Origin of the sequence: Prevotella sp. 20925_1_30 (genome assembly GCF_041433025.1) — a bacterium.
Taxonomy (GTDB): Bacteria; Bacteroidota; Bacteroidia; order Bacteroidales; family Bacteroidaceae; genus Prevotella; species Prevotella vespertina.
In genome coordinates this window covers 95,988-114,746 of sequence record NZ_JAPWAR010000002.1, presented here as the reverse complement: position 1 = coordinate 114,746, position 18,759 = coordinate 95,988, and the positions used below count along the sequence as shown (strand labels likewise).

The 18,759-nt window shown below is 42.0% G+C and carries 16 protein-coding genes; 7 read left to right on the top strand and 9 right to left on the bottom strand.

All coding sequences use genetic code 11. From position 1 onward, the window contains the following. Position 1: 1 nt before the first annotated feature. Positions 2 to 1,129 carry an AI-2E family transporter gene (locus tag O3603_RS01530; protein WP_009435668.1) on the top strand — a complete coding sequence of 376 codons (1,128 nt, stop codon included), beginning with the start codon at positions 2 to 4 and terminating at the stop codon, positions 1,127 to 1,129. A gap of 755 nt (positions 1,130 to 1,884) precedes the next feature. Here O3603_RS01530 and O3603_RS01525 read toward each other — a convergent pair. Then, positions 1,885 to 2,847 carry a type I phosphomannose isomerase catalytic subunit gene (locus tag O3603_RS01525; protein ID WP_371519848.1) on the bottom strand — a complete coding sequence of 321 codons (963 nt, stop codon included), beginning with the start codon at positions 2,845 to 2,847 and terminating at the stop codon, positions 1,885 to 1,887. A gap of 293 nt (positions 2,848 to 3,140) precedes the next feature. Here O3603_RS01525 and metF point away from each other — a divergent pair, with 293 nt between their 5' ends. From metF to O3603_RS01500, 5 genes are all read left to right on the top strand, one after another. Then, a complete protein-coding gene (metF, locus tag O3603_RS01520; protein ID WP_371519846.1) occupies positions 3,141 to 4,115 on the top strand; it encodes a methylenetetrahydrofolate reductase [NAD(P)H] in 975 nt (324 codons plus the stop codon). 47 nt (positions 4,116 to 4,162) lie between these two features. Beyond that, positions 4,163 to 5,302, top strand: coding sequence for a DNA polymerase III subunit delta (locus tag O3603_RS01515; RefSeq protein WP_314572445.1), 1,140 nt, complete (start codon positions 4,163 to 4,165; stop codon positions 5,300 to 5,302). Between the two features lie 81 nt (positions 5,303 to 5,383). Further along, a complete protein-coding gene (gene ricT, locus O3603_RS01510; protein WP_287315424.1) occupies positions 5,384 to 6,718 on the top strand; it encodes a regulatory iron-sulfur-containing complex subunit RicT in 1,335 nt (444 codons plus the stop codon). Then, a complete protein-coding gene (locus O3603_RS01505; protein ID WP_009435184.1) occupies positions 6,715 to 7,209 on the top strand; it encodes a gliding motility lipoprotein GldH in 495 nt (164 codons plus the stop codon). The genes ricT and O3603_RS01505 overlap by 4 nt, the downstream gene beginning before the upstream one ends. A 152-nt stretch (positions 7,210 to 7,361) precedes the next feature. Further along, entirely contained in the window at positions 7,362 to 7,484 is a 123-nt protein-coding gene (locus O3603_RS01500; protein WP_314867747.1) for a hypothetical protein, read from the top strand. Positions 7,485 to 7,684: 200 nt separating this feature from the next. Here O3603_RS01500 and rodA read toward each other — a convergent pair whose 3' ends face one another. The 7 genes from rodA to O3603_RS01465 form a co-directional block, all read right to left on the bottom strand. Beyond that, on the bottom strand, positions 7,685 to 9,160 hold the full coding sequence (gene rodA, locus O3603_RS01495) for a rod shape-determining protein RodA (protein ID WP_273539459.1): 1,476 nt from the start codon (positions 9,158 to 9,160) through the stop codon (positions 7,685 to 7,687). Further along, positions 9,150 to 11,447 (bottom strand): penicillin-binding protein 2, encoded by a 2,298-nt coding sequence (gene mrdA, locus O3603_RS01490; protein ID WP_371519841.1) that lies wholly within the window; start codon positions 11,445 to 11,447, stop codon positions 9,150 to 9,152. Before mrdA ends, rodA begins: the two co-directional genes overlap by 11 nt. Before the next feature lie 4 nt (positions 11,448 to 11,451). Next, on the bottom strand, positions 11,452 to 11,952 hold the full coding sequence (gene mreD / locus O3603_RS01485; RefSeq protein WP_371519838.1) for a rod shape-determining protein MreD: 501 nt from the start codon (positions 11,950 to 11,952) through the stop codon (positions 11,452 to 11,454). A 94-nt stretch (positions 11,953 to 12,046) separates the two neighbouring features. After that, the gene (mreC, locus tag O3603_RS01480) at positions 12,047 to 12,928 is read right to left on the bottom strand and encodes a rod shape-determining protein MreC (RefSeq protein WP_155716339.1); all 882 of its coding nucleotides are present in this window, start codon (positions 12,926 to 12,928) and stop codon (positions 12,047 to 12,049) included. Positions 12,929 to 12,940: 12 nt separating this feature from the next. Then, the gene (locus O3603_RS01475) at positions 12,941 to 13,963 is read right to left on the bottom strand and encodes a rod shape-determining protein (protein WP_371519835.1); all 1,023 of its coding nucleotides are present in this window, start codon (positions 13,961 to 13,963) and stop codon (positions 12,941 to 12,943) included. 87 nt (positions 13,964 to 14,050) lie between these two features. Then, positions 14,051 to 14,647 carry an IMP cyclohydrolase gene (locus tag O3603_RS01470; RefSeq protein WP_371519834.1) on the bottom strand — a complete coding sequence of 199 codons (597 nt, stop codon included), beginning with the start codon at positions 14,645 to 14,647 and terminating at the stop codon, positions 14,051 to 14,053. A gap of 141 nt (positions 14,648 to 14,788) precedes the next feature. Continuing rightward, positions 14,789 to 15,154, bottom strand: a complete 366-nt coding sequence (locus O3603_RS01465) for a hypothetical protein (RefSeq protein WP_371519831.1) — start codon at positions 15,152 to 15,154, stop codon at positions 14,789 to 14,791. A gap of 120 nt (positions 15,155 to 15,274) precedes the next feature. On the opposite strand from O3603_RS01465, the gene mutY reads away from it, so the two are divergent. Beyond that, complete coding sequence (gene mutY / locus O3603_RS01460; RefSeq protein WP_371519828.1) at positions 15,275 to 16,306, top strand: A/G-specific adenine glycosylase; 1,032 nt, start codon at positions 15,275 to 15,277, stop codon at positions 16,304 to 16,306. Positions 16,307 to 16,843: 537 nt separating this feature from the next. Here mutY and O3603_RS01455 read toward each other — a convergent pair. Then, complete coding sequence (locus O3603_RS01455; protein WP_314572456.1) at positions 16,844 to 18,115, bottom strand: MFS transporter; 1,272 nt, start codon at positions 18,113 to 18,115, stop codon at positions 16,844 to 16,846. Positions 18,116 to 18,759 lie beyond the last annotated feature (644 nt).

The window sequence follows — 18,759 nt, the reverse complement described above, 5'->3', positions numbered from 1 at the left end:
TATGCCTCAGACGATAACATTTGATAAATTCATACGCTGGTCACTAACGGCTCTTGCCGTGGTCGCAGTTTTCTTAATCATAAAAGGGCTTTCGAGTGTATTGCTACCATTCTTCATTGCATGGTTATTAGCTTATCTCCTCTATCCGATTGTGAAGTTCGTACAATACAAGTTACACGTTCCAGGGCGTGCACTCAGTATCATCGTTGCAATGACATTTGTTACTGCCATTATCGCAGGAGTGTTCTACTTCATCGTCCCACCAATGATTGGTCAGATAGACAGACTTATGACTATCTCTAATAGATACTTACATGAGACCGCCCATACGAACAACATCTCGGCTATGATACAACAATGGGTTACGGAGAACCAACATGAGATAGAACGATTCTTAAAGAGCCCCGATTTCACTAATGCGATTAAGAATATCATGCCCAAACTGTTCTCTGTTATAGGACAGACAGCTAGCATCGTGCTATCCATCATAGCGTCATGTATCACCTTACTCTATATGTTCTTTATCCTGCTGGATTACGAGACGCTCACCTCCAATTGGATAAGAATCTTCCCTAAGAAAGCGCGCCCTTTCTGGCGTGGACTAGAGCAGGATGTGGAACGAGAACTCAATAACTACGTGCGTGGGCAGGGACTTGTATCACTCTGCATGGCGGTTCTCTTCTGCATAGGATTTACCATCATCGACTTCCCTATGGCTATTGGTTTGGGCATCCTGATAGGTATTCTCAACCTTATCCCATATCTCCACACCTTCGCCCTCATCCCAACTGCCTTCCTAGCATTGCTTAAAGCGGCTGATACAGGGCAGAATTTCTGGATCATCTTTGGCTCGGCTCTGGCTGTATTCGCCATCGTTCAAGCACTAATGGATATGGTGATTACACCGAAGATAATGGGTAAAGCCATGGGACTTAACCCAGCCATCCTCCTCCTATCACTCTCTGTTTGGGGTGCCTTATTAGGCTTTATCGGTCTTATAATCGCTCTTCCACTCACCACACTCATCATTGCTTATTGGCAAAGATACGTCACGAAGGAGCATCAAGATGAGGAGTTAAAGGAAGTGATGGACGTTATTGAGAAGGGAAATAAGCCCAAAGAATCATAAGATATAGGTTTCCCTACCCCCCACCTCGCCTCCACAAAGAATAGGAGTGGGCAACGGAAGTCAATTAGCATACAACCTACTGATTTAAACAAGACGCTCTCTTTCATTCAAAGAGGGCGTCTTGTCGCATGAAAGAAAGCCTCTCTTCACTTGCAAGAGAGGCTTTCCTTGTTTCCACCTAATGGATAGCTCTTCACGAGAAACGCTATAACTAACTTGCCTTATACGGCAACTTTATACCATACTGCATATAATCTGCGATACTGACTAATAGCTCTCCGCATCCTTTCTCATACGTTTCTGCATCCGTTCTCATACGTTACCTCTTCCTTTCCCATGCGTCTTGCGTCTTTGTGACCCGTATCTTTTCTTAGTTTCACCATGGTGAAACGAGTGTCTCATCATGATGAAACTAGTGTCTCTTCATGATGAAACTTGTGTCTCATCACGATGAAACTAACGTTACAAGCGTGTGTAAAGGATGCGCAACACGCTACACGGAATGCGCACAAACGTATCTAAAAGATGGGAATAAGCCTATCTAAAGGATGGGAATGCTACTAGTTGAGAAAGCACATAGGGTGAGATAATGGAAAAACTAGGCTGTCTTTCCCTTCATTATACCCCTAAGCTAATGATAAGAACTGGTAACTTCTGATCAAAAAAAACGCCTAATATCACTCATGCACGTCATTCGTACAAGTGATATTAGGCGTCGTTTCTCTTGTAAAACAAGTCCTATTGGAGCGCAAAAGTTACACGTAAGACTCCAAGAACTTGATGGTTCCAGACACTTTAATAGTAGTTGCTGTTGCAGGAATAAGCACACTCTCGCCAGCACGGAACGACAAGCTATTGCCTTCCGCATCTGTTATCTCGCCCTCACCCTTCAGTCCGACAAAGATCACGAAAGAGTCTAATTCGCTATAATCCATCGTCATAGGCTCTGTAAGATCATATACCGAGGTGGTGAAATAAGGACAACTAACGAGTTCAACTGGCTCATTCTGGCGTGGTTCGTATTGTGTCTTATAGTCAGGATAGACCGTATAATCAATACACTCAGCAGCCTCCTTAGTGTGTAACTGGCGATAATTGCCGTTCTTGTCCTGGCGTTTAAAGTCGTAAATGCGGTAAGTTACATCGCTAGTCTCCTGTATCTCTGCCAAGAAACAGCCCGTCCCGATAGAGTGGATACGCCCTGCAGGGAGGAAGAATACGTCGCCCTCTTTCACTGGATATTCTGCCAAAGCATTGGTAATGGTGTCATCTTCCACCATCGCTTTGTACTCCTCGGGTGTTATCTGTTGCTTTAATCCACTGCGTAAAGAGGCATTCTCATCACTTTCCATTACGTACCACATCTCCGTCTTACCACGACCTAAACCCTTAGCCTGCGCTTGTTCGTCAGTAGGGTGAACCTGAATGGAGAGTTGCGCACGTGCATCAATAAACTTCACAAGCAATGGGAACTCATTGCCGAAACGTGCATAATTATCTTTACCGACGAGCTTCTCTTTCAGAGTATCAACCAAGTCGTTTAACTTCCAACCCTTGTATTTACCATTAGAGACGATACTCTCGTTGTCTTTCACGCCTGATACTTCCCAGCTCTCACCCACTTGTTGCTCATCAGAAGATAGGTGCTTGAAAGGGATAATCTTCTCTCCTCCCCAGATGGTAGACTTTAGGAGGGGATTAAACTTAAACATTTCCATACGTTATTATTGCTTATTTTAGTTGTTTTGTTATATGCTTATGAGGCAAAGTCATGTATTTGCTTATGCCTGCAAAGGTACACTTTATTCTCTACATGACCAAAGAATCAAAGTGAAGAGACGATATCTATTGTACTGCACACATGATGATTTAGGCTTGATGGAGCCTACTTACAATCCCTTTTCACTGCCTTTTCTATGTCATCTGCATTATGACTAATTACATAACCAACATGAACATGTACTCTTAATAACACTCTTTTCTCACTTTTATTTGCTAACTTTGTAGCCAAATGCACAATCAATTCATAGACATAGAACAACTACTTAGGGATCAATCGGGTGAGAAGCATTTCTCATTTGAGGTACTCCCTCCATTGAAGGGGAATGGTACAGAATCCTTATTCAGTAATATTGCGAAGCTAAAAGAGTTCAATCCGAGCTTTATAAACATAACGACTCACCATAGTGAATACGTATATCACGAGCGTGAAGATGGCTTAATAGAACGTCAGCGCATACGCCGAAGACCAGGAACAGTGGCTATTGCTGCTGCTATTCAGCAACGATACGAAATCCCAGTGATACCTCATGTCATCTGTTCGGGGGCTACCAAGGAGGATATTGAGTATGAGTTGCTTGACTTGCAGTTCTTAGGTGTCAACCACTTATTGCTCTTGCGAGGTGATAAAGCACGTGAGGATCGAATGTTCACACCAACGGAAAACGGGCATAGTCACACAACGGAGCTGATAGAACAGGTCAACCTATTCAACAAAGGAGTATTCATTGATGGTTCAGAGATGAAGAATCCAGGTGCACCTTTTACTTACGGCGTAGCTTGCTACCCTGAGAAACATGAGGAGGCACCTAATATTGAAGAGGATTTAAGATACTTGAAACAGAAACAGGAGTTGGGTGCTACGTTTGCTGTCACGCAATTATTCTATGATAACAAGAAGTTCTTTGATTTCGTAGAGCGCGCTAGAAGCATTGGTATTACCATCCCCATCGTGCCAGGAATCAAGCCTTTTGCAAAGCTATCACAGCTTACAATGGTTCCAAAGACGTTCCATTGTGATATTCCAGAAGAGCTTGCTAGTCTTGCAAAAGAATGTAAGACGGACGAAGAGGCACGTCAGCTCGGTATAGAATGGGCTACTCAACAGGTGAAGGAACTCTATGCGCATGGTTTCAATAACGTACACTTCTATATGGTATCAGCCGTAAAGAGTGTGCATGAAGTGGTCAGCCGACTCTTGAAATAAAGCTTTTCTCAATAACAGAACATCAAGCAAATAAAGATAAAGAGAGGATGAACTTTTCTGATGTAATAGGTCAAGAGGCTACGAAACAACGCCTCCTACAGATGATAAAAGAGGATCGTGTGCCCCATGCAATGCTCTTCTGTGGTCCAGAAGGAGTAGGGAAAATGGCACTCGCAATGGCTTTTGCCAACTATCTCCTTGCTGGCGAAGAGGTCGATAACACTGCCTCTCCACTCATCTCAAACGCTATTGCCATGCTTCGGAAGTGGGAACATCCTGATTTACACTTCTCTTTTCCAACCATAAAGTTGCCCAGTATGAGTGGAGACCACCAACCCGTAAGCGCTGACTTCGCAAAGGAATGGCACGAACTCATCATGCGTGGCGCCTATTTCACTATGGCTCAATGGATGAAACAGATGGGTGCTACAACGCAGCAGGCGATTATTACAGGTGCTGAGAGCGATGAGTTATCACGTGTTCTAGCCTTAAAATCAAGTCAAGGAGGCTATAAGGTGTCCATCATCTGGCGTCCGGAACGCATGAATCTCACCTCTGCCAACAAACTACTAAAGCTCTTGGAGGAGCCACCGCAGGGCACTATCTTCCTCATGGTATGCGAGGAACCAGAGAAGTTACTAGAGACTATTATCAGTAGAACACAGCGAATTGATGTGAAGCGCATTGATGACAATGCCATAGAACAGGCTCTTATCCATAAAAGGGGGATAGAACCTGATGCTGCACAACGCATTGCACATATCGCACATGGCAGTTGGCTCAAAGCCTTAGAGACCCTCGATACGAGCAACGAGAACCGTGAGTTCCTCAATATGTTCCAAATGCTTATGCGCTTATGTTACCTTCGTAACGTCAAAGACCTCAAGCGCTGGAGTGAAGTAGTTGCTGGTTATGGTCGTGAGAAGGAGCGTCGTATGCTCGTTTACTTCCAACAGCAAGTGCGAGAAAACTTCATCTTCAACTTCAGAAATGCTGAACTTAACTATATGACAATCGAAGAGGAGAACTTCGCCAAGAACTTTGCTCGTTTCATCAATGAGGCAAATGTGATAGAAATTAACGAACTCTTCGAACGTGCCAATCGTGATATTGGACAGAACGCAAACGCTAAGGTAGTCTTTTATGATGTAGCTCTAAAGCTCATTGTATTGCTGCTCAAGAAGTGAGAAAACCCACCAACAAAAGAGATACAATCAACAATATATATAGGCAGAAATGCCAAAAAGAAAACAAATAGATAGATTTCAATGGACTATAAAGATATGAAATTCAAGGTCTGGCACGGCTGCGATCGAGGCTTATGTCATAAAGGTTGTGGCAGACAAGATCGTCAACTTAACACATACGATTGGTTAGCTGATGTTCCAGGGAACAACCAGACGACCGATCTTGTTGAGGTTCAATTCAAGAACACACGCAAGGGTTACTATCATAACGTCAACAACTTAGACCTAAAGAAAGGTGATGTAGTTGCTGTCGAAGCAAATCCTGGACACGACATAGGCGTCGTTACATTGACAGGTAGGCTCGTTAAGCTACAGATAAAGAAGTCGACAGCGGTCAAGTCACCCGATGATATCAAGCGAGTATATCGATTGGCTAAAGAAGTCGATATGCAGAAGTATCATGAGGCAAAAGCCCGTGAGCACCGAACAATGATAGAGAGTAGGCAGATAGCTAAGGGCTTGGGACTGAAGATGAAGATTGGTGATGTGGAATACCAAGGCGATGGCAACAAGGCAATCTTCTATTACATTGCAGACGAACGAGTTGACTTTAGACAGCTCATAAAGGATCTTGCAGCTGCTTTCCACGTCCGTATTGAGATGAAACAGATTGGTGCTCGACAGGAAGCAGGGCGCATTGGCGGTACAGGTCCATGTGGAAGAGAGCTTTGCTGTGCTACTTGGATGAAGAACTTCTCGAGTGTCTCCACCACAGCAGCACGTATTCAAGACATCTCTCCGAACCCAACTAAGCTCGCCGGAATGTGTGCTAAGCTCAAGTGCTGCCTCAACTACGAGGTTGACCAGTATATGGAAGCTAGCAGAAAGCTACCAAGTAAGGAGGTATTGTTGGAGACTATGGATGGTGAGTACCATCTCTTCAAGACGGATATACTAAGTGGTCAATGCACTTACTCTACTGATAAGAATCTAGGAGCAAACCTTGAGATAATCAGTGCGGCTCGTGCTAAGGAGATCATAGAGATGAATAAGCGTGGAGAAAAACCTCTCTCGTTGCTTGAGGATGGTAAAGCTAAGCCTGCAAAGAAGTCTGCTGACTTGCTTGCAGGAGCCGACCTCAGTCGTTTCGACAAGGCAAAGAAGCGCAAAAAGGGGAATCAACAACGCAATAACAACCCGCAACAAGGAGGACGCCCACAGCGTGATAACAATCGCAACCAGCGTAACCCACAAGACAACCAACGCCAGAATAACGACAAAAACCGCTATCAACAGAATGGTAATCGCAAGCAGAATAACGTGCGAAAACAGCCCCAAAAGCAGGAAGATGGCGTAACACAAAACAAGAAACAAGAGGACAAGAAGCCTCAACAAACGCAAAGAACACAGGAATGAGGATGAAGGTTTTCACCTTTATATATATAGTGGTACTCGTGCTATGGGGCATGAGTACCACTTCATGTAACGATCCACGCACCTATGACCACTATGAAAGTGTATCGGTAAAGGGCTGGGAACGTAATGATACTCTTACCTTCAACTTACCAAGGCAGTGGGAAGGTAATTATAAGCTAAGCCTTGGGCTTCGCGCTTCGCAAACTTTTCCTTATCGCAGTGTGAGCCTAATCGTGGAGTCGACGATCATCAATTACAAGCATAAGAAGAAGCAGGAAAAGGTGATAAGAGACACTGTTCATTGTGAGATTATCACCGATAAGGGTATGCTAGCAGGTCAAGATGGTATCAGTAATACGGAGATTCGCCAGCACATAGCGTCTTTCCAACTAAATAGGAACGATTCTCTACACATTACCATACACCATGTCATGAGCAGAAATAGTATTCCTGGTATTAGTGACATAGGCTTGAGATTGCAGAGAAGGTAGCCTCTACTATCCCTCCAAAAGCCTCACCCCCACCCCCTCTCCGAATGGAGAGGGGAGTAGATAGTACCATTTCCCACAGAACAAACAAGTCGTTTACTTGTCTACCAGTCAACTCATCAACTCGAAGTAATCATAATTTTGAATTATGAACTTTGAATTTTGAATTACACGAGGGCGTTTCTTTGATGCAAGGAAAGCCTCTCTTCGATACGAAGGAACGCCCTTCTCAATTAGAGAAGAGCGTTCCTTTAATCAATGATATTGCCACAATGTAGGGACAGACGCCCTCGTCTGTCCGCATAGGAAGATGTTTTTCACAAAGAAGTAAGGAGGTTAGACCGGACAGACGAGGGCGTCTGTCCCTACTTTATGATACTGTCTTCGTATGCAAATAATGCTATCTACTCCCCTCTCCATTCGGAGAGGGGACGGGGGTGAGGCTTTAGAAGGGGCTTGATGAGGTTTCTTCTCCCTTCTACTGACGTATCAAATTACGTCCAGCATCTATACGAAGGAAGATGAAAAGAAGTAATGTAAAGCCCCATAGTGACGAACCACCATAACTAAAGAAAGGCAGTGGAATACCAATAACAGGCGTTAATCCAAGCACCATTCCTATGTTGATGAACAAATGGAAAAGGAAGATTCCTGCGACACAATAGCCATATACACGTCCAAACTTGAATGGTTGACGGTCGGCTAAGTACATTAGTCGAAGGATAAGACATAGGAATAACACCAGAACAGACGCTGAACCGAGGAAGCCCTCCTCCTCTCCTACGGTGCAGAAGATGAAGTCTGTGTCTTGTTCTGGTACGAACTTCAACTTCGTTTGAGTACCATTTAGAAAGCCTTTGCCCTGTAATCCACCCGAACCAATGGCTATCTCACTTTGATGCACATTGTATCCAGCACCCGCCAAGTCCTCATCTAGCCCTAAAAGAACATTGATACGCACACGTTGGTGGGGTTGCATCACATCGTTCAGCACGTAATCAGCTGAATAGAAAAAGGCGATTGAGCCCAGAGCAAACAAAGCTATATAGAAGTAATGGGCAAAGCGTGTATTCATTGCATTGTATATCAAATACCCAATCACACATGCCGACAGAACCAGCTGTACCCAAACAATATCGAAAGGAATAACAAACTCAGAGAAAAGGAGAGCCAAACCTGTCATACCGAAGATGTATGTAAGTAATAAACGAGTCTTCCGCTTATCATTAACATATACCCATACCATCACCGAAGAGAATATTTGAACCAGCAACAATACGACAAACTTACCTACAGACGTTGGTGTATCCCATAGCAAAACCTCCTCATATTTAATTCCAACAACGAAGTATATGACCATTGCTAAGCCCATGAAGAGGAAAGAGCCAGGCATTCCTTCACGATACAACATGAGGAAGAAAGACAGATAAACAAGTGCAGAGCCTGTCTCACGCTGCCCAACAATACATAACATGGGTAAGAAGATTATGCCACAAGCACCTGCAAAGTGTTTCCAGTTATGGATAGTAAAGCCGTAAGCAGACATAAACTTGGCTATTGCTAAAGCTGTGGCAAACTTAGCAAACTCGGCTGGTTGCAACCGCAAAGGTCCCATAACAATCCATGACCGTGATCCTTTAATGGAGTGTGGATTGAAGATTGTGGCAAAGAGTAGCAATACCAAGAGCCCATAAATGACGTAGGCAAAGGTATCATAGAAGCGGTCGTCCATCATAAGGAGTATAAAGCCTAAACAGATGGAAGTCCCTATCCATACTATTTGCATACCCGAACGACTGGCAAGAGAGAATATCTCGGTGTCGCCATAAGTATAACTGGCACCGCAAACACTCACCCAGCCGAAGCTAAGTAATGCTATATAGATAGCGATTGTCCACCAGTCTAGTGAACGAAGAACGCCCGGTTGCTTATCTGTTGAATAATTACTTGCCACGATTTATATTCTCCTTACGATTCGACTTAGCCTTATCTTGGTCATTGGACTTTATCTTTGGCTTGTCTTTCGCTTTATTATCTTTACTCTTCTGTTGCTTATCTTTATTATTATCCTTACTCTCTTTGCGTGCTTCTTTAGACTCCTTAGCTTTGTCCCGTTCCTTTTCACGCAGCTTCTCCTTGCCCTTATCAGACTTATCTTTATCCTTGTCTTTCCCCTTCTTCTCGGTCTTTATCAACTCTTCAGGCTCCACCTTTATAGCAGGCTCGTTCTGTGGTTGCTTCTTCTTCTCCTTCTCCTCAGCCTCTTTTTGCTGTTGGGCTTCCTTGAGTTTAGCAGCTTCTGCCGCCTCTAACTTCTGGTTTACCATCTTTAAAGAGTCCTTTATCTGATTAACGCGTTTGATAGAATCAAGGCGAAGAGAGTCTGCTCGAGACAAAGGACGCTTGAAAGGATAAGAGATATGACGCTTCTGAAGGGCGTCAGCTCTAGCTGCGTCACCTGGTGTTAACTTACCATTGATATATTGCTCTATCATCAAAGAACCAATAGGAACACCATAGTCGGCACCAAAGCCACCATTTTCTACATAGACAGCAATGGCAATTTTGGGTGTATCAACAGGTGCAAAGCCCATGAAGACAGAGTGATCTCGTCCTCGGTTCTGCGCAGTACCCGTCTTACCTGCAAGTGAGTAGCCAGGGTGAACAGCATGCGCACAGGTACCACCACGTACTGATGACATCATACCAGCTATGACTTCTTGATAAGATTTAACACTTCCTTTGGTGCGATGGTGCTCCAAATACTTCTTATCAAGTTTCTTTCCTTCAATATGACGAACAATGTGTGGCGTAACATAATAGCCTCGATTAGCTATCGTTGCACCAAGATTTGCTATCTGCAATGGGGTCAAGTTGACCTCTCCTTGACCGATAGAGATAGAGATAACTGATAATGGATTCCATGTTTTGAAGGCATGATCATAGAACTGCGCATTCGGTATCATACCACGCTTCTCACCGGGAAGATCAATGCCTAACTTATACCCGAATCCCATGGATACCATGTAGTTTCGCCATACAGTCATAGCATCATCAAGCGTTTTATACTTCTTTCTATTGGACAGCATGTGGTAAAGTCCCCAACAGAAGTAGCCATTACAGGATGTACTGATGGCTGGTACAAGTGCTAAAGGTGATGCATGTGAGTGACAACCTACATGTAAGCCCTTAAAGTTAAAACCATGGTTACAAACATAACGAGTCGAATCATTGATGATTCCCTCGGTGTAGTAAGTAACCGCCTGGCTAGTCTTAAAGGTAGAACCAGGTGGATATTGACCCATGATTGCACGATTGAGTAAGGGTTTAGCAGGGTCTAGCGTCAAATCGCGTTGATACTTACCACGTAACTTACCAATCATCATACTGGGATTAAAGGTTGGTGAGGAGACCATTGCGAGCACTTGACCCGTCTTGGGTTCAATCGCTACTATAGCACCAAGTTTACCTTCCATTAAGCGTTCACCTAAGGCCTGTAAGTCGGCATCAAGTCCTAGTTGAAGGTCGCGACCTGGCTGTGGTCTTTGGTCATACTCACCATTCTTATAACGTCCTTGTATCTGACCATGAGCATCTCGCAAGAGTATCTGTACCCCCTTTCGACCACGTAGATCTTGTTCGTACTCACGCTCTATACCCATCTTACCTATATAGTCTCCAGGCTGGTAATAATCGTCTTCTTCAATATCACTCTGACTAACTTCTGCCACGTCACCAAGCACATGTGCTGCTATAGGACGTTGATATTGTCTGACACTTCTCTTCTGTATATAGAAGCCAGGAAAGCGATAGAGCTTTTCTTGGAAAGCACTAAATTCCTTATCACTCAGCTGACTCATGAAGAGTTGTTGGGTGAATCTTGAGTAACCAGGGTTCTTGTTTCTATCCTTAATATCGTGTAGGCGCTTTAGGAAGTCTGCCTTCGTTATACCTAAAGCATTACAGAAGTCGAGTGTATCAAGATGACCTGCCATCTCATTAGTAACCACCATGATGTCATAAGCTGGCTGGTTATATACCAACAGCTTACCATTCCTATCTGTGATAGTACCACGTGATGGGAACTCAATCTTCTTTAGGAAAGCATTTGAGTCGGCACTCTTTCTATAGTCGTCACTTGCTATCTGAAGAGCAAAAAGTCGGAGAACATAAATCACAACTATGCCTATTGCAACTGCACTAAGCACTAAGCGACGTTTCTCAAGATCATAATTCTTCATCCTTCTAACGCCTCCTTACGTTCTCAATAACAAGGATTAGAATCAATGTAAGCAATGAACTCCCCCCAATACATTCTAACCACTCTAACACATTAAAGAAGCTGAACATCTCTAAAGAGAAGAACACAACATTATAGATAAACGTTAGGATAGCCGCATACCACGTATATTGGGGCACTCCTAATGTATCCATTCCTGGCTGAAAGTCATCACTACTATCCCTAGGAATGAATGGTTGAAGTATAAAAGGTTGTAAAGCTGCAATGAAGGTAAGCGCACCGGAGGCTACACCTGGCGTATTGGAGAATGTATCTATGATAACTCCCATCAAAAAGCCCCACAACAATATAGCCCACTGGGGATAGTTACGTGGGAATAAGAGAACGAAATATACATATAGTAATGGTGTGGCAACAGCAAACAGATGGATGTGGTTAAGAACAAACACCTGTGCTACTATTAGCACCAAAAACCATAGTAATCGTTTTAAGAAATCTACATTCATTCTCTCTTACCTTATTATATAAAAGAACTGCCAGATGGTTTCTTTCCCACACGGAAGTCCTACTTTACATCAAATAAAAACTCGTTTCTATACCTTACTCACCTTGGTTCGCATTCTGCTCCTCTATTGGCTTGATAGAATCTTGTGCTGCTTTGATAACCTGTCGCTGCTCTCTAATGGATGCATCATCGATGACACAAACATCACGAAGGTTTCCGAAATCGGTTGACAACTCTATGGCTAGACGATAAGAAAGTCCATCCTCAGAATTATAGACATGCTTTATCTTACCGACTAACACGCCTGCGGGGAACACAGAAGAGTAACCACTCGTTACAATACGATCGCCTAACTTAAATTTAGCATGACGTGGGACATCATCAAGATAAGCCATATCTGTTGCGCCACCATTCCAATGGAGATACCCAAAGTAGTCTCTTCCCTGAATAGAACAGCTAATATTCGACTTGGAGTTAAGCACAGGAATTACTACAGCATAATGAATACCAGCCATATAGACAATACCCACAACACCATTACCACAGGCTACTCCCATATCCTTTCTAACACCATCCCATGTTCCTTTATTTATTGTAATAAAGTTATCTGGTCTATCCAGACTATTGGAAACAACCTTTGCTTGTATCAGACGGAACTTTGAAAGGAAACGATACTGACCACGTAAGAAGGTTGAATCTCTCGTCTTATCATAAAGTTGAGAGGATAGTTCACGTACTTGATGTTCTAACTCCAAGTTGCGTTTAGTCAGTCTTTCATTCACCTCACCCATAGTAAGATAGGACGTAACCTTCGAACTCGCCTCATACGCTAAACCAGCAACATAGTTGGCAGATGTGAACCACACACTGCCCTGATAGTCATTGAATCGGAACAAAAGAACCATACTCAAGACTTCCAGGGCAACGAACAAGAACCAATGCTTGTACCTAGCAAGGAACTCTGTCAGATTGTGCATGAACGATGATTGTTATCTCATTAAGAACGAGAAACGATCTACGTTCTTCAATGCAATGCCTGCTCCCTTAGCAACACTGTGCAATGGGTCTTCGGCAATATGGAATGGAATGTTAATCTTATCAGTAAGTCGCTTATCGATACCACGTAGTAATGCACCACCACCACTAAGGTAAATACCGTTCTTAACAATATCTGCATAAAGCTCTGGTGGTGTATTCTCCAATGCTGAAAGAACTGCATTCTCTATCTTAGCAACAGTCTTATCAAGACAATGTGCAATCTCTTGATAACATACAGGAACCTCCATTGGGAGAGCTGTAATACGATTAGGACCATGCACTATGTAGTCTTCTGGCGCCTCATCCCCTAGATCTGTAAGGGCTGAACCAACATGAAGTTTGATACGTTCTGCCATACGTTCACTGACCTTCACATTATGTTGACGACTCATATATTCCTGTATATCAGCTGTGAGGTCATCGCCTGCAACACGAATAGAGTTATTGCAAACGATACCACCTAATGATATAACGGCAATCTCTGTACTACCACCACCGATATCAACAATCATGTTTCCCTCTGGAGCTTCTACATCTAATCCCATACCAAGAGCGGCAGCCATTGGTTCAAAGATTAGATAAACATCACGTCCATCTGCATGTTCTGCAGAGTCACGAACAGCACGCAACTCAACTTCTGTGGACCCAGATGGAACGCCAATTACCATCCTTAATGATGGAGAGAAGAATCGGTTACCACTATGAACCATCTTTATCAAGCCACGCATCATTTGCTCACAAGCAGTAAAATCAGCGATAACTCCATCACGTAGAGGTCGAATAGTACGGATGTTAGGGTGCTCTTTCTCGTACATCATCTTTGCGTCTCCACCAACCGCAATCATCTTATCTGCACGACGATCCAAAGCTACGACTGACGGCTCATCTACCACAATCTTGTCATCACTGATAATGATTGTGTTGGCCGTTCCCAGGTCCATAGCAATCTCCTGGATAAATGAAAATAATCCCATTAATATATGTTTTGTAAGTGTATATTTCTATTTAGAGTATTCCTTCTTGTCAAGAAGTTCCTCTCTTAAAAAGCGACTCTTATATGTTTACTCAGCAACGAACCAAGAGTGAATAGCCGTATCGTAATGACTACTAACACCAAAGGCACGCTCTGCAAACATCTTTCTGTCTTCCACATCTGTTTGTGCTCCTTTCGTATTGAGTACCTGTAACAACACAGGATATTCAGCCTTACTTGGAATGATGACTACATCTTTGAAGTTCTTTGCACCAGCACGAATTAAAGAGATTCCGCCAATGTCTATCTTCTCAATAATATCCTCTGGACTAGCTCCACTAGCAACTGTCTGTTCAAAAGGATACAAGTCTACAATAACTAAATCGATTGCAGGAATATCATATTCTGCCATCTGCTTCTGGTCACCTTCATTATCACGACGTGCCAAAATACCACCAAAGACTTTCGGATGTAACGTCTTTACACGACCACCAAGGATGGATGGATAAGAAGTAACATTTTCTACCTTCTTACATTCATAACCTAGTGACTCTATAAATTCTTGTGTACCTCCAGTACTAAGAAACTTAACCCCTTCGGCATTTAACTTCTTGAGTAAATCCTCAAGCCCATCCTTATGAAAGACCGAGATAAGCGCAGTCTTGATTTGTTTTGTACCAGCCATTGTAAAACATTTTATGGATTTGAATTGCAAAGTTACTAAGTTATAAGCGACTAAGCAACATTTTATCTCAAAAAAAACTAAAACCTATCAACTAATTGTGTAATATCAAATTAGCTACTAGTCTACCGCTTTTAACTACCTCTAACGTTTGATACCAATGGCATCTAAAATACCTTGGATCTCACTTCCAATCCCTAGTATCTGATCCAAGACGCCATCTTTTGCACCCTTTGCCATATAACGAGCACAATCACCTTCGAGCTTTCCTATACGCTGACGTTCAGCCACAGTATAGTCATGACGGGCTATTCTACGACGAATCTTACCAAATTTGTTAACAGCTTTCTTCCATTTCTTTGCTGTATAGTATTGGCTATTATCACGCAATTCATACGAGAAGTTCTGTAAGTCATTAATAGCTGACTCACGTGTAGAACAGGAACTAACGGATATCGTTGCAGCAACTATTGCTACACCCATAAGCATAGTTTTAATATTTCGCTTCATCTTTATAACCTCTAATTTATCACTACTTAATGGGACAAAAGTAGAAAATAATAATGAAGATAACAACAAATGATCTTATTTGTTTTCATTCTTTTTCTACTTTTTAACTACCTTTGCTTCATGAATTTTGCATCATCTCTATTACTTTGGTTCGATAATAACGAGCGCCCATTACCATGGCGCGAGACAAAAGATGCCTATGCGATATGGCTTAGTGAGGTCATCTTACAACAGACTCGCATAGCACAGGGTATGGCATATTGGCATCGTTTCATACAACAATGGCCTACTGTCAACGACTTAGCTAATGCTTCTGAGGACGAGGTTCTAAAGGCTTGGCAAGGATTAGGTTACTACTCACGTGCAAGAAATCTACATAAAGCAGCTCAACAAGTGGTCGATAGAAAGGGATTTCCAAAAACTTCCAAAGAACTAAAGGAACTAAAGGGTGTGGGAGAATATACCGCTGCTGCTATTGCCTCCTTCGCCTTTGATGAAGCGGTGGCAGTAGTGGATGGGAATGTTTATCGGGTACTTGCTCGATTTAAAGGTATCGACACTCCTATAGACACGACATCGGGAAAGAAGGAGTTTCAAGAGCTAGCACAATCACTCTTGCCAACACAGAATTCAGCAAGATATAACCAAGCCATCATGGACTTTGGAGCCATTCAATGTACGCCAACTTCCCCTCATTGCGCAGTTTGTCCCTTATGTGAGTCTTGCGTTGCTTATCGTGAACAGCGTATTCAATTATTACCTGTTAAAAGTAAGACGATTAAACAAAAAGAGCGTAAATTGACCTATCTTTACATCCAATATAATAATGAGATAGCTTTGCATCAGCGTGGCGCGGGAGATATATGGCAAGGACTTTGGGAACTACCACAGGCATGTCATCTCACAAAACAGACTGAGAAGGATTGGAAAAAGAATGCTATAGAAGTTTGTAAAGACGTGAAACACGTTCTTACCCACCAAGTTCTTTTTACAAATCTATATTATTGGGCACCACAAGAACGCCCCACTCTGCCTGCTGACTTTATATGGGTTCCTACAGAAAAGATTGTAGAATATGCACTTCCAAGATTGATGGAGATTCTATTGGGTAAGCTTAGTAACAGCAACTTTACACCTATCCACACGCTTTAATATTGATTTGTATCTATCAAAATAATGCACATAAGTAAGAAAAGATACCATCTTATAGAAAATAACAGAACAACAAATGAGGTTTATACTAAGGAGAAGAAGTTTCTAATAATAGCCAAAATATAAAGAAGCAAGGGATGAGTTCATATGTAACAAAGCAATATCTCGTTAACAATGTACCAAGAAATAAAAAAGAGGAAAGCCTTTCTTCAATTTGAAAAGAGCGTTTCTTTGATGTGAAAAGAGGCTCTCTTCATATCAAGAAGGGCGTCTACTTGTTTTGTTTAGATACATAATTCAAAAACAGAAGATAGTTTGAACCCAAATTACTGATGATAGAAAGCTGATTTTGAGAGCATTAGTGGGATATTAAAACATTACTTAAGTATTATACAACCGACAGCCTATTAAAAGTGATAGGAGTGGATAACACCCCTTATCATGAGCCGAATTCTTCAGGAATTAAGCATTGACAGCATAACATAGGACTTAGTATTTCTTGGGAAAATAGCCTTATGTTAACATTCAATTATTCCCTTACTCTTTCTTGCCAAAGTTCCCTTCGATGCGCAGTTGATGGGCTACAAGGAATGGGAATACGCAGACAATCATCACTATAACAAAGAACCAACGATAGCCAACAGCCTCTGCTAAGGCTCCAGCAAATAGTCCTGGTATCATCATGGAAAGCGCCATGAAGCCTGTACACAAAGCGTAATGACTAGTCTTGTGTTCACCTTGACTGAAATAAATCATGAATAGCATGTAAGCACTAAAGCCAAAGCCATAACCAAAATTCTCGATAAATACAGCGATACTAATAGCTACGACGCTATCTGGGAGTATGTAAGCCAAATAAACATAAGCAATATTAGGTAATGTGATCGCTGCTGTCATTGGCCACAACCAGCGTTTCAACCCATCACGACTAATCATCATTCCACCTATGATACCACCTAATAGAAGTCCAAAAACACCTACAATACCATTCACCGTACCAAATTCTATCTCTGATAATGCTAACCCTCCCTTAGCAACTGGGGCTTGCAAGAATATCTGAGAGATGGGAGTAATTAAGGCTTCTGGCAATCGAAAGAGAAGAAGGAAGGCTATCGTTATTAACGATTGGTCTTTTCGAATGAAGGAAATAAACGTGCGACCAAAATCTAAAAGGAGTTGGGACTTTGAAACACTGACTTTATTTGCATCTTCTGATGGGTTTGGCAGAATAAAACGATGGTACAATGAAAGACCAATAAACAATGCTGTAAGACCATAAAAGACTAATGCCCATGAAAGTTGAATGCCCATCATCTTATGTAAAAGGCCTGCTAAGGCTATCAACCCACCCTTCCCAACAACCATAGAAATGCGATAGAAAGTTGAACGAATACCCACAAAGAAGGCTTGATCGTGCTGATTAAGTCCCATCATATAGAACCCATCAGCTGCAACATCGTGTGTTGCACTACTGAAAGCCAATAACCAAAAGAAGCAGATAGAGCCTTGTAACCATAAAGATGTATTCACGGTGAAGGCTACTCCAGCAAAGGCTGCACCAATAAGGAGCTGCATAACGACTATCCACCAACGTTTCGTCTTAATCAAATCGAGGAAAGGACTCCACAAAGGTTTGATGACCCAGGGAAGATATAGCCATGAAGTATAGAATGTTACTTCGGCATCTGACAAGCCTAACTGCATATAGACTTGGATTGATAAAACAGTCACAGCTATGTAAGGGAGCCCTTCAGCAAAATAGAGCGAAGGTATCCATGCCCATGGAATAATCTTTTTTTCAGCTTTCAATGTGCTTATTCTCTTTTATATGTAAATATCTGCTAACGAGCACAAAGATACACAAAATTAATGAGAATACATAGTGATAGGCTTTTGTAATTACATTGCAAAAACCAATAATCATGATAGATTGGTAATAGATTATCCCTTACATTTTGATTAGCAATAGGCGTTTTAAAAACGAAAACATCGCAAGACTATTCATATAATAGCTACAACTGTCTTACATTAGATGTTCGTTAGGAGGAAAGGATACTAATCGTTCATTCCTAGGTAATATTTCCGTACACATAGTAAGGTTATCCAATTCTCTGCTGAGAAAGTTCTAATTCGCTTATAAGACAATTCAAATTCTCTTATAAGAGAATTTATCTTCAATTCTAAGTACTACTTATCAAGAAGTTACAAAATGCGTATATAACATAAACAAAAGGTAGAAATAATAAACATTTCATAGAACGATATGGTTAAAAGAAATATTGGGTATAGCACTAAATCCAGCAAAGGCTTATACAAAAACAAGAGTTAGGTAATATGCAAAGAAGTAATTTTGCCTTCACTACTATCATTCTTTTATTATTTACAACCAGCTGATAAAGGGATTATGAATTTAAATTTTAAAAGTGACAGCAAATAGTATTAAAACTAAATTA